Raw genomic sequence first — 11,590 nt, 5'->3', positions numbered from 1 at the left:
TTAAAATAACCCAAATAAACCTTTTGAAGATTCGATTTTCAAAAGGTTATTTTTTTGCAGATCTTCCACAAAAGCATCTTCATTGTCACTCCGTATTTCCATCTTTTCGAACGTTAATTTCCTATAAGCATAACCTTTCATGAAGTCCAGATTATCTTCCCATTGCTGAAGGTCATGTTTTCTCATCCAGGCTACGAATTCAGAATTCGAAGTTGTACGAAAATTTTTGTTTCTTTTGATTAATGTGTATTTCATTGAGGATTAGTATAAGGTAAAATTAATAATTATTATTGAATATTGATAAATTAATAATTAAATTTATTTTAATTATTTTATATTTTTATCAAACAATTGTTTATTAATTGATATATAATTTATTATTTACTTTAAATTATATTTGAAAATACTGAATCCAAATTAATTCTGCAGATAGTTAAAAAAAGAAATTAAATAAGAAAATATAGACTCAATACTAATTTTAAAGTATGTCAGCTGAGTCTAATGAATTTTTGCGGGAAAATTTTTTGAATAAGAATAGATTCCAGAGTATCATTTCATAACCATAGAAAAAATCTTCGATAGGGATGGTGAAAATTCTTAAACCGATATAATCTTCCGGATTATAATTGACCACAGGAGTATCCAGACCTGTTCCTGTAAGTATTCCGTTTACGGTAAGAAATCCCGGAAATAAAAGCAGATATACTGTAGTTGCTTTACCTAGCCAACCGGATTTCATAACGAAATAGAGAATAAATAATGTGATGGACAAGCTCAGAAATGTAACAAGTGTATAGATATTGTCACGAAAATAAATTGCAATTATAAGATAGATAATGATCGAAACGGGAATGAAAACTTTTTCCTGGGAAGTTTTCCAGTCAAGGTCGAAGAATTTGTCAAGACAGAAATATGTGAAAATGCAGGAAAATGGAATACAGATGAAAAACAGAATCTCCTCGATAGGAAGTTCAAAAATTTTGAAACCGGTAATATATTTGTCATTAAACCACCATACACCTGTTTTTGTAAACCATATATCCCAGCCGATAAAGACCAGGCCAACGATGAAGGATGACAGAAAAAATGCTCCGAAGTACCTGTTGAATCTGATTTTCGGATGAAAAGAAAATACGAAACAGATAATAACAGTTAAAAAATCAATAAGCAAATAAGTTAATTGCATCTATGTGTGTGTTTTGTTCTGACTGAAGTACATTCTAAAATATTTTACAGGCACCCAAAGAAACCCGAAACATTCTCCATGTTCTTTCCCGAGATGTTTATGATGTTGCTTGTGTGCTCTTCTTATCGCCAAAAGATATGGATTCTTAGTATTTTTCAGCACCTTGACCCTTTGGTGAATAAATATATCATGTACAAAAAAATATGCCATTCCGTAAATGGTAACACCAAGCCCAATATAAAATAAGTAATTAAAGCTGTTGATACTTCCAAAATACATCAATATAATCGCCGGAATAGCAAAAATAATAAAAAAATAATCATTTTTTTCCAAAGGCGGATCATTACTGTGATCATGATGATCACGGTGCAGAGACCATAGAAAACCATGCATAACATATTTATGAATTATCCAGGTTGCGCCTTCCATAAGGAAAAAAGTTATTAATATTATGAGAAAATTCATATTTTATTTTTTTTTGAATTGAACATTTTTTCCAAAATCATTTGTCGGTAATTGAAAATATGTATGAGCTTTTTTCTTACGAATAACGTATGAGCTAATTCTCCAAAAATCCCAAACGGAAGTTCATAATCAATCGTATCTTTCATCAGTACACCGTCACGGTTTTCGATAAAATCATGTCTGTGATTCCAAAGCCTGTACGGTCCGTACTTTTGGAAATCCGTAAAACTTTTCCCGGAGTCAACTTCCGTGATCTCCGTTTTCCATGGCATTTTGATTCCCCAAAAAGGGGAGACAAAATAGTCAATCATCATACCTTTATAGATATTATCATCAGCAAGTTCGGTGATGACGACGAAATTCATCTCTTTTGGTGTAATCTTGGAAAGATTATTGGCGGATGAAAAGAACTTCCATGCTTCCTGCAAACTGCAATTCAGCTGTTGCTCACGGTATAGACGATGTTTCATTTTTAGCTTTTAAGAATCTGGATGATCATTTGTTTTAATAATGCGTCATCGATATGTTTAACATTTTTATCAAGCATTGCTCTGTCTTCCTTGATATTCGATTTATAGCCCAAAAATCCGGGGCTTTCTTTCTGGATAGAGTAGCGAAGAAATATGGATTCTATCTGATCCGGATTCTGTTTCAGAGCTTTTTCGATATTGCTTTTTCCTTTTTTGAAAGTACTGAGTTTTTCAAAAGGATTGTTTGTGTGTTTTGCCCAGATTGCCTGGAACGCTCCCTGATAAGCCAGTTCCAAACCTTCGTTTCTTTTATTTTCGAATTGAGCCAGCATTTCTCTGCAAGCCTGTTTGTCAGAAACAGCTTTCTGATAATTCTTCCTGATTGTAGTAATATCCTGGCTCGACAGCATCAAAAAAGAAAAAATTAATAAAAAGGAATATATCATTTTCATATCATGGACATTTTATATTCCAGGTAACAGCCCATCATCAGAGATATTTTTCTTCTGTTGGAGATTCTTATTCTTTGATTGATAATCTTTCCCGCAGATGTTTTTCTGATCTTTCGGAATAATGAAATGTAATACCGGTAAGCGAGGTAAACACCAAAACGGGAAGAATTCGGAAGCAATTTTATACCTTCCAGCGCTTTTTGGAATTCTTCATGAATTTCTTTTTCGATCTCTTCTTTCACCTTATTATCAAAATCCTTTATATCCACATTCGGGAAATAAGTCCTTCCCAAAACGTAATAGTCATCTTTCATATCGCGCAGGAAATTCACTTTCTGGAAAGCGGAACCCAGGATCATTGCATAGGGTTTGAGCGTTTCATATTCAGATTTGTTGCCTTCCACAAAAACCTGAAGACACATTAGTCCCACAACTTCTGCAGAACCAAGGATATATTCTTTATAAAGTTCAGAGTTATAATCGATCTTATGGAGATCCATTTCCATACTTCTCAGGAATTGATCAATGAGCTGAAAATCAATTTTATATTGATGAACTGTTTCCTGAAACGAATGCAGAATAGGATTTAAAGAAATTTTCTCTTCCAGTGCAACTGTAGTTTCTTCTCGGAAACGTGACAATAATTTTTGCTTGTCATAACCATGGAAGCTATCTACGATTTCGTCTGCCAGACGCACATAACCATAGATCGCGTAGATGGCATTTCTGATCTTTGGTGACAATGCAAGGATACCAAGCGAGAAGCTTGTACTATATTGTTTTGTCGTTTGTTTGCTTATCTTATAAGAAAGTTCGTCGAATAATTTTTTCATATTTAGATGTATTCAGGTTATGGTTTATTGGATTCGGTAGCTGCGATTTTTCCGGATATAATGGATGGCGGAACACCCGGTCCGGGCACGGTTAATTGGCCTGTGTAAAAAAGGTTTTTAACTTTTTTGTTTTTTAAAGAAGGTTTCAGCACTGCAGTCTGTGAAAGAGTGTTTGCCAGTCCGTATGCATTTCCTTCATAAGCATTATAATCGCTGATAAAATCGTTGATACAATAGCTTTTCTTATAATCCAGCTTAGAGATCAGATGTTTGGTTTTTGTATGTTTCTCGATTCTCTGTATCATTTCAGAAAAATATTTTTCTCTCATCATTTCCGAATCTTCAATTCCTGTAGCGATTGGCATTAGCAAGAAAACATTTTCACAATTTTCCGGAGCAAGATTTTCATCAGTTTTTGAAGGACAACAAACATAGAAAAGTGGCTTTGTCGGCCATTTTTTGTCAGTATAGATTTCGTTTGTATGCAGATCAAGATCATTTTCGAAGAACAAAGTATGATGTTTAAGATTAGGTATTTTTTCTTTGAATCCTAAGTAGAAAATCAAACAAGATGGAGCAAAAGTTTTTTTCTTCCAGTATTTTTCGTCATAATTTCTGTATTCTTTCTCCAAAAGTTTTTCTTCAGTATGATGATAATCGGAGGAAGCAATAACAGTGTCAAATTTGAGTTTTTCACCATTTACCATAATCCCGGCAACCTTTTTATCTTCGATTATTATTTTTTGAACATCGGAATTAAGGTGAAAATGAACGCCTTTTTGTTTTCCAATGGTTGCCATAGCTTCAATAATCTTAATGAATCCGCCCATGGGATACCAAGTTCCGAGTTTATAGCCTCCATAATTCATCAGACTGTACAAAGCTGGAATATCCTTTGGCGCTGCACCTAGAAAAATTACAGGAAATTCCATAAGCGTTATCAGTTTGGGATGCTTAAAATATTTTCTGACAAAGTGATGAAAATCGCTCAGCAAATCAAGTTTTAATGCGCTTTTAGCAATCGTGGGAGAAAAAAATTCCAGCCAGGAATGACAAGGCTTGTTGACAAAATCTTTCATCCCGACTTCATACTTATACTGTGCATCTTTCATAAAGTCATCAAGCCTTTTTCCGGCTCCTTTTTCCGTGAATTCAAAAAGATTTTTCATCTCTTCATAATCCTGAGGAATCTCCATTTTGCCATCAGAAAAAACCATTTCAAATTGTGGATTGAGAGGAATTAATTCATAAAAATCCTCTCTAGATGATCCAAAATCTTTAAAAAAACCTTCGATAATATCAGGCATCCAATACCAGCTTGGCCCCATATCGAAAGTATAACCATTGTCTGTCCGAAAACTTCTTGCACGCCCGCCCAGACTTTCATTTCTTTCAAAAACGTGAACTTCATTTCCAAGTCCGGAACAATATGCTGCTGCTGACAAACCAGAAAATCCGGAACCTATAATTGCTGTTTTTTTCTTCATGTCTTTAATTTTCTCCGAATGAATAATCCTTCAAAACAGTTTCTATAAGTTGATTGCTGTCGATATTCCTGTTGTAAATCGGATTGTGAAAACGGTCTAGTTTATCCAGTATTTTTATAAGTTGTATTTTTTCTGTATAATTAAGATTTCCGGTTACTATTTTGCTTGCATTCCGGATTTTATTCATTTGCTGATCCAGAGCTATAATGCCTTGCTGGGTCATTTTCAGCACTTTTGATCTTTTATCTTTGGCAGAATTGGTTTGTTCCACCCAACCTTGCTTTATAAGACGGTTTATAGTAAGTATACCGGCAGATTTATCATGAATGTTCTTTTTAATCAGTTCTATTTTAGTCATTTCGCCAAAAGCCTGTAGGTTAATCAGGTAAATAAATTCTTCCTGCGTGCTGAAATCCGAACCGGCAATCGCAGATTTGGAATAAGTTTTTGCATACCTGTTTAGATGAACAAGCAATGTGCTGATAACGCTTTCTGCAGATCTTCCGTTGTTTTTACCTTCCCAAGCCGGTTCTTCGGGGACAATATGTTTTTCGGAGATTTCTTTTTCTGCTATCCAGTTTTTAAAACCATTGATATCGTTTGAGTAGATACTATTTATATTTTCGGAGTCGAATGTTTCCAAAAGTTTTATAGTGTCATTAATTAATTTAAAATTCATGGATGTAATTAGTGTATAAATATTGTAAAAAATATATATAAAGGTATAAAAAAATACTATCAATAATAAAGCCAAAAATAATTTAAACAGTAAAATTGTATTTATAAACAAATGTTTAAAATATCTTAAAACTTAATCATACAATCTTAAAATTATGATAAAAAGTTTAAAAACTTAAAAAAATATTTGTTTATGGAATTGTTATTGCGAATTATCAAACACAACAAAATTGAAAAGTTATGAAAACGGAATTTAAAATTAAAAGCTTATTGTTTGGTTTATCATTTATTGCAGCAAATTATATGACTGCACAAACAAACCAAACTTCAAATGATACCATCAACAACCAAACTGCAGCAACAGCGCAAACTTCTGGGGTAAGCAACCCTGAAATAGAAGGTCTTAAACAAAAAATTGCTGCGAAGCCGGATGATACCCAATCGCTTGTTGGATTGGCTACCGCTTATCAAAATGCGAGTGACTGGACTTCTGCCATAGCTACTTGGAATAAAGTGACTGCTATCATCCCGGATTGGGCACCTGCATATTATAGTATTGGCTATGCTAATCAATCAGCTAAAAATAATGATGGTGCAAAAATGGCATATGAACAATATATTGCCAAAGTGAAACCGGAAGAGGTAGATGCAAATAAACAAAATTTAGCTTATGCTTATTTCTTTATTGCATTTCTTGACAAGGAAAGTAACCCGGAAAAAGCGAAACAATATATTGCAAAATCTCTGCAATATGACAGTTCAAATCAAGATGCTCTTAATCTGAGTAAAAGCTTGATGAACTAGATATTCAGATTTGTTTATAAATGAAAAGACGCTTTATTTAAGCGTCTTTTCTATTATTGTTCTGTTTTGTTTTCAGAATTATTCTGTTTTTTGTTTTTTTTATAAAAGTAATACCCTATTCCAGATATCAGAAATAAAGGCCAGAACGGAAGAAGAAATAACAGAATACTCCCTATAACATGCCAACCTGATGAAATAGCATCCATAGATTTTTCACCAAAAGTCTGATATTTTTCAGATTCTTTTTTTGTCAGATGATTTTCATATAATGTGATGTCAAGATTACATAGCTTGTTCTGTCTGTAAGTTTCACCCTTAGATTCCAGGTTTTTATTGTTCACCGTACCTAATATTCCCAAATCTTCAACCAGATAATCGAACTTTTCATACGGAACTTTGGAGGTGATGTAAAAGGTCTGGAATTCATCATTGGTAACCAGGTTTTCAGTTTTGACAATAGCGTCATATTTTCGAATAATATCCTTTACATTTTGTCTGGCAACTGCTAAATTTTCAACGGTAATTTCAACGGAACCATTCTTAACTAATGTTGCAGTTTCCGAAGCGGGCGGTTGGTTGTTTTGGGTTTTGTTTCGGTATATAACTTTTTTAATAGTCTTTTGCTTAGGTATTTCTTTTTTGATTTGTCGCGTTATGGAATCAATAGAAACCGAAATTTTTTTGCCCTCAATATCTTTTTTAAATTGATTGATATCTTCAGAAATGGAATCGATTTTTTCTTTTTCTTTATCAAATGCCTTTTCGATATCTTCCTTATTTTTAATAAGATCTTTAGTTTTCAGATTCACCGAATCTATAACAGCAGTCATGTCAGAATCTGATTTTTCTATAATATCAGACGCCTTCTCAGCAATGGAGTCAGCAGTTGAAATAGTTGAGTTTGATTCCTGTAGATCAGCTTTTTTACACATGGTTAATGTACCAAGTATTATGGCACTCAAAAATATTTTTTTCATTGGAATAATTTTATGATGTAAAACTATTCAACAACACAAATAATAAATTGTAAATTGCTCTGATTCTTTTTGTAATTGCATAATTATCTGTAAGACAAGTGTTTAATTTTAATTTACAAGAGATTTACAAGATCATGAATTAATAAAATATCCGGATAATCAAATATTTTACAAGTCTTTAATATAGTATTGTTATCCATATTCAGATAAAATTTTAAAAATCATTAAATTTGCGTTGTGAAGGATTATTATTATTTTCTTGGAATTCCTCAAAATGCTTCTCCTGAAGACATCAAAAAAGCCTACAGAAAACTTTCGCTGAAATATCATCCGGATAAAAATGAGAATGATGATTTCTTTGCCGACAGATTCAGAGAAATCCGGGAAGCCTACGAAACGCTTATGGATCCGGAAAGAAAACGTATGTATGATCAGAATCTTTCCAGCCAGCAAAGAAATGTAAAAAGCATCCTCCCGCCAAAGATCAAAAATTTTTCTGCAAGTAAGATCCGCGCCCTTAAAGGTGAAGAGATAACTGTTTATTGGAACACTTACGATGCAGACCTGGTGAAGATTGTTCCTTTCGGATTGGAAAAACCGAACGGCGAAAGAACCATCAGGATAAAGGAATTCGATTCACAAGGTAATTTTCAGATCCTGCTTCATGCTACCAATACGGTTCTTCATAAAACAGTTGTGCAGGGAATAACGATCAGTGAACGATCGGAGACGGATTTACAACCTGAAGAAAGTAATTTACAAAAACCCAAAGAATCGTTGGGAAAATCGCAAAAAAAAGAAACCAAACTTTCCGGGATGGTTTCTGTTATTATATTTTTAGTATTATTGGTTTTGATTGCCTGGCTGATTTTTAACTGATTTTCAATCTTCCCGGACATTTTTTGCAACGTTTTCCTTTTTTGAATTTTTTGCAACATTTTTTCTTGTCACAATACATCATCTCATCATTCCTGAATGCTGGCGCCAATGGCGCGATTTTGAAAGGTATAATCTGCTGAATCATAATGTAAATATAAATTAATTTAGAATAAATACAAATTATATATTAATTTATTTATTTGGAAAAATCATGAATTCAAATATCTGATTTGATATTTATTTCAGATACTTAGCCATTACTTTTGTCCAAAGCCGGTAGCCTTCAGGCTTCATATGAAGCATATCCTCTTTGAAAATATCGGTTCTAACTTTACCATTTTCACCATTCATCACAGTTGTAATATCTATATATTCTGCTTTTCTCTGGGTTTTAAGATAGGCTTCTATCATTTGGTTCAGCTCTTTCATCTGTGGCCAGAACTGCTCACGGCTTGGTGAATATTTGATAGAAACATAAGCAACCGGAACTTTGGGATATTTCTGACGGATCTTTCCGAAAAATGTTTTGAACCTTTCCAAAACTTCGGCAGGAGCAGGATTATCAGTAGCAATATCATTTTCCCCACAGTATATGACAATCTGTTTCGGCTTATAAGGATCGAGAAGTTCATCTGAATAACGATTGAGATCCAATAATCTGGAGCCGCCAAAAGCCCTGTTCACAATGGTTTTAGTAGGGAAGTAGTCATTTACATCATTCCAGTAAGTGAAAGAAGAACTGCCTAGGAAGAGAATGGCTTTTTTGGGAATTCTGCTGGTCTGATCTGTTTTCCTGAACGCCTGAATCTCTTTCCAAAACGGTTTTTCCTGCGCTTGAAACAGGAGAGAGGTAAGGATTAGCGAAAAGGAAAAAATAATTTTGATAAAATATCTACTGTGTTTCATTCTTACTTTTTTTTGAATATTTAAGATAAAAAAAATCAGCTGCAAAAGCAACTGATTCCCGTTTTAATATTTCATTATAAAATTAATCTACGATAAATTTAGTATTCAATTCTCCTGTTTTAAGGATATAGATACCTTTTGGAAGATTTTTAATTGTAATGGTATTTCCGTTTTGGAAAGGATTCTCAATCGTCTGGATATTTTGTCCGACAGTATTGTAAATAAATGCAGTTTTAAATTGCTTAAGATCCTTATCACCGGTTACCTGGATTGTATTACCTTTAACAGGATTAGGAGCAATAGTCAGGTTTTTGGAAAATGATGCGTCATCAACAGCCATTACAGTTCCCCAGATCTGCGCAACATATTCCGGATGATCCACATATGGGTTTCTGTTTTTCTGATAGTTGTAAACGGCATTGTTTCTGTCAATTTCCTTCTGAGAAACAGGATCCTGCTGATGCCATTTTAAAAGCATGGACAGAAAAGGCTCCGCAAAAACCTTGAATGTAGATCCGTCATACATGTCATAAGTAAATGTAGTGATCTGAGACTGATATCTTGTAGCAAAATATAAATAGATCCTGGCGATATCACCTTTGAACTCATTGATTGGCTCAAAAACAGTTCCTGAATATCCATTAAGCTTACTTGATCCCAGTTTTGAACCATTTTTTGAAGTCCAGCTTGCAGTTCCAACCTCCCCATATGGCCAGTTGCTTCTTTTTCCGTTCACATAGCCGTCCGTTGGCAACAGGTGATGATAATCATTATGCATCGGAGTAGCGTCATTGAAAGTTGATTTCGGAATAGAGTGTTCTCTATTGTAACAAGAGCCTTCTCCACTGTAACTACCGCATTGATTAGTATCGATTGTATATTTATAAGGATCCGGACCGGCTGGGTTTTCAGAATATACGTCTAGGACACTGTTGTCATTTTCATAATATTTATCCCTGTCAGCACTTGAAAATACAGCCCAGTTATAACCTTTATCCTGATGGCCCGCTGTAATGATCTGGCTCAATTTGGTTTTTAGAGCAGCGCCGCTAAGCCCGGTTGTGCCATCATAATAGCCTGTCGGGATCTGCGCATTTATAATGCCAAATAATCCGACGAATAATGTAAAGAAATATTTTTTCATTTTAAAAAAAATTAGGGCGTTAAAGTTATAAATATTTCTGTAAAAATACAGGAATACTTTCAATTATATTTCTGTTTTATATTAACTAATCATTATTGATTTTGAAATAAAAGAGACAGATTTTACTCTGTCTCGAAATATAATTTTGGTTTTTATTCTATGATGAATTTGGTATTCAGTTCTCCGGTTTTAAGGATATAAACGCCTTTTGGAAGATTTTTTAGCTGAATTGTATTTCCGTTCTGGAAAGGATTTTCAATTGTCTGAACATTTTGCCCGACCATGTTATAAATAAAAGCTTTTGTAAACTTCTTCAGATCCTTGTCTCCGATCACGCTGATCACATTACCTTTAACAGGGTTTGGAGCAATAGTGAGGTTTTTGGAAAATGAAGCATCATCTACTGCCAAAGGAGAAGGGCCCCAGATTGTTGTAACCCATTCCGGATGATCCACAAAGGGGTTTCTGTTTTTTTGATGCGTGTACGCCACATTATTACGTGTGATTTCTCTTTCGGAAACAGGATCTTGTTGATGCCAAAGCAATAGCAGATTTAGTTCCCAAGTCTGTAAACCCTGGTTAACATTAGAGGTATTCAGAATGTTTCCACTGGAAAAACTTGATAATTTTGTCTGATATCTGGTAACAAAATACAATAAGCATCTGGCAATATCTCCTTTGAATTCATTAATCGGCTCGAATACAGTTCCGGAATAACCTGGAGAAGTATTAGATCCCACTTTTGATCCGTTCTTGGATGTAAAGGATGGATTAGACACTTTTCCAAAAGGGTAATTGCTTCTCATACCATTTACTTTTCCATCAGTCGGAAGGATATGTAAAAGATCAGAAACCATTGGAGATGCAGAGTTGAAAAGACTTTGTGGGACTGTATGTTCACGGTTATAACAATCACCTTCATTACTGTAGTTTCCACATTTTTTCTGTCCGTGTGTGAAATTGTAAGGGTCTGGTCCTGTCGGGTTTTCAGAATAAACATCCAAAACAGTATTATCTTTCTCATACCATTTGTCAGAGTCCGATGAAGGATAGATGTCATAAAGAGCATCATAGCTTTTGGTTTGATAACCAGCAGTAATGATTTCTCCGAGTTTTGTTTTCAATGCATAACCTGTAAGTCCGCTTGCATTGTCATAATAACCTGTTGGTGCCTGCGCATTTGCAATGCCGAACATCCCAACAAAAAGAATAAAAATACATTTTTTCATTTCAAAAAATTAAGGGCGGTAAATGTATAAAATATCTTTATAAGTAAATGAAAAAAATTATCAACAACAGAGAAGAAATT

The 11,590-nt window shown here is 34.0% G+C and carries 14 protein-coding genes; 2 read left to right on the top strand and 12 right to left on the bottom strand.

From position 1 onward, the window contains the following. The 8 genes from BUA97_RS15450 to BUA97_RS15415 all read right to left on the bottom strand — a co-directional run bounded on the left by BUA97_RS15450 (position 1) and on the right by BUA97_RS15415 (position 5,572). On the bottom strand, positions 1 to 255 hold the full coding sequence (locus BUA97_RS15450; protein ID WP_072999956.1) for a hypothetical protein: 255 nt from the start codon (positions 253 to 255) through the stop codon (positions 1 to 3). A gap of 223 nt (positions 256 to 478) precedes the next feature. Further along, positions 479 to 1,186, bottom strand: coding sequence for a lycopene cyclase domain-containing protein (locus BUA97_RS15445; RefSeq protein WP_072999954.1), 708 nt, complete (start codon positions 1,184 to 1,186; stop codon positions 479 to 481). Further along, a complete protein-coding gene (locus tag BUA97_RS15440) occupies positions 1,187 to 1,651 on the bottom strand; it encodes a sterol desaturase family protein (protein ID WP_072999952.1) in 465 nt (154 codons plus the stop codon). After that, a complete protein-coding gene (locus BUA97_RS15435) occupies positions 1,648 to 2,121 on the bottom strand; it encodes an SRPBCC family protein (protein WP_072999950.1) in 474 nt (157 codons plus the stop codon). Before BUA97_RS15435 ends, BUA97_RS15440 begins: the two co-directional genes overlap by 4 nt. A gap of 2 nt (positions 2,122 to 2,123) precedes the next feature. Beyond that, entirely contained in the window at positions 2,124 to 2,573 is a 450-nt protein-coding gene (locus BUA97_RS15430; protein ID WP_072999948.1) for a hypothetical protein, read from the bottom strand. Continuing rightward, positions 2,570 to 3,406, bottom strand: coding sequence for a phytoene/squalene synthase family protein (locus BUA97_RS15425; protein WP_072999946.1), 837 nt, complete (start codon positions 3,404 to 3,406; stop codon positions 2,570 to 2,572). The genes BUA97_RS15430 and BUA97_RS15425 overlap by 4 nt, the downstream gene beginning before the upstream one ends. A 17-nt stretch (positions 3,407 to 3,423) precedes the next feature. Next, the gene (locus BUA97_RS15420; RefSeq protein WP_072999944.1) at positions 3,424 to 4,893 is read right to left on the bottom strand and encodes a phytoene desaturase family protein; all 1,470 of its coding nucleotides are present in this window, start codon (positions 4,891 to 4,893) and stop codon (positions 3,424 to 3,426) included. A 4-nt stretch (positions 4,894 to 4,897) separates the two neighbouring features. Then, positions 4,898 to 5,572 (bottom strand): MarR family winged helix-turn-helix transcriptional regulator, encoded by a 675-nt coding sequence (locus BUA97_RS15415; RefSeq protein ID WP_072999942.1) that lies wholly within the window; start codon positions 5,570 to 5,572, stop codon positions 4,898 to 4,900. A 239-nt stretch (positions 5,573 to 5,811) separates the two neighbouring features. Between BUA97_RS15415 and BUA97_RS15410 the strand changes: the two genes are divergently transcribed. Beyond that, complete coding sequence (locus BUA97_RS15410) at positions 5,812 to 6,375, top strand: tetratricopeptide repeat protein (RefSeq protein ID WP_072999939.1); 564 nt, start codon at positions 5,812 to 5,814, stop codon at positions 6,373 to 6,375. Between the two features lie 53 nt (positions 6,376 to 6,428). Here BUA97_RS15410 and BUA97_RS15405 read toward each other — a convergent pair whose 3' ends face one another. Beyond that, positions 6,429 to 7,352, bottom strand: coding sequence for a DUF4349 domain-containing protein (locus tag BUA97_RS15405; RefSeq protein WP_084081362.1), 924 nt, complete (start codon positions 7,350 to 7,352; stop codon positions 6,429 to 6,431). A gap of 237 nt (positions 7,353 to 7,589) precedes the next feature. Between BUA97_RS15405 and BUA97_RS15400 the strand changes: the two genes are divergently transcribed. After that, entirely contained in the window at positions 7,590 to 8,231 is a 642-nt protein-coding gene (locus tag BUA97_RS15400) for a J domain-containing protein (protein WP_072999935.1), read from the top strand. 237 nt (positions 8,232 to 8,468) lie between these two features. On the opposite strand, the gene BUA97_RS15395 is transcribed toward BUA97_RS15400, so the two are convergent. The 3 genes from BUA97_RS15395 to BUA97_RS15385 all read right to left on the bottom strand — a co-directional run bounded on the left by BUA97_RS15395 (position 8,469) and on the right by BUA97_RS15385 (position 11,510). Beyond that, positions 8,469 to 9,137: a GDSL-type esterase/lipase family protein gene (locus BUA97_RS15395; protein WP_073000117.1), complete on the bottom strand. Its 669-nt coding sequence runs from the start codon at positions 9,135 to 9,137 to the stop codon at positions 8,469 to 8,471. Between the two features lie 82 nt (positions 9,138 to 9,219). After that, positions 9,220 to 10,281, bottom strand: a complete 1,062-nt coding sequence (locus tag BUA97_RS15390) for an endonuclease (protein WP_072999934.1) — start codon at positions 10,279 to 10,281, stop codon at positions 9,220 to 9,222. A 152-nt stretch (positions 10,282 to 10,433) separates the two neighbouring features. After that, positions 10,434 to 11,510, bottom strand: coding sequence for an endonuclease (locus BUA97_RS15385; protein WP_072999933.1), 1,077 nt, complete (start codon positions 11,508 to 11,510; stop codon positions 10,434 to 10,436). Positions 11,511 to 11,590: the final 80 nt, after the last annotated feature.

Origin of the sequence: Epilithonimonas mollis (assembly GCF_900142325.1) — a bacterium.
GTDB lineage: Bacteria > Bacteroidota > Bacteroidia > Flavobacteriales > Weeksellaceae > Epilithonimonas > Epilithonimonas mollis.
The sequence above is the reverse complement of the archived record's forward strand: the minus strand, read 5'-3'. Positions and strand labels throughout refer to the sequence as shown.

Excerpts from the sequence above, each read along its gene's own strand:
- BUA97_RS15450 (WP_072999956.1), bottom strand. The coding sequence starts at position 255 with ATGAAATACACATTAATCAAAAGAAACAAAAATTTTCGTACAACTTCG.
- BUA97_RS15445 (WP_072999954.1), bottom strand. The coding sequence starts at position 1,186 with ATGCAATTAACTTATTTGCTTATTGATTTTTTAACTGTTATTATCTGT.
- BUA97_RS15440 (WP_072999952.1), bottom strand. The coding sequence starts at position 1,651 with ATGAATTTTCTCATAATATTAATAACTTTTTTCCTTATGGAAGGCGCA.
- BUA97_RS15435 (WP_072999950.1), bottom strand. The coding sequence starts at position 2,121 with ATGAAACATCGTCTATACCGTGAGCAACAGCTGAATTGCAGTTTGCAG.
- BUA97_RS15430 (WP_072999948.1), bottom strand. The coding sequence starts at position 2,573 with ATGAAAATGATATATTCCTTTTTATTAATTTTTTCTTTTTTGATGCTG.
- BUA97_RS15425 (WP_072999946.1), bottom strand. The coding sequence starts at position 3,406 with ATGAAAAAATTATTCGACGAACTTTCTTATAAGATAAGCAAACAAACG.
- BUA97_RS15420 (WP_072999944.1), bottom strand. The coding sequence starts at position 4,893 with ATGAAGAAAAAAACAGCAATTATAGGTTCCGGATTTTCTGGTTTGTCA.
- BUA97_RS15415 (WP_072999942.1), bottom strand. The coding sequence starts at position 5,572 with ATGAATTTTAAATTAATTAATGACACTATAAAACTTTTGGAAACATTC.
- BUA97_RS15410 (WP_072999939.1), top strand. The coding sequence starts at position 5,812 with ATGAAAACGGAATTTAAAATTAAAAGCTTATTGTTTGGTTTATCATTT.
- BUA97_RS15405 (WP_084081362.1), bottom strand. The coding sequence starts at position 7,352 with ATGAAAAAAATATTTTTGAGTGCCATAATACTTGGTACATTAACCATG.
- BUA97_RS15395 (WP_073000117.1), bottom strand. The coding sequence starts at position 9,137 with ATGAAACACAGTAGATATTTTATCAAAATTATTTTTTCCTTTTCGCTA.
- BUA97_RS15390 (WP_072999934.1), bottom strand. The coding sequence starts at position 10,281 with ATGAAAAAATATTTCTTTACATTATTCGTCGGATTATTTGGCATTATA.
- BUA97_RS15385 (WP_072999933.1), bottom strand. The coding sequence starts at position 11,510 with ATGAAAAAATGTATTTTTATTCTTTTTGTTGGGATGTTCGGCATTGCA.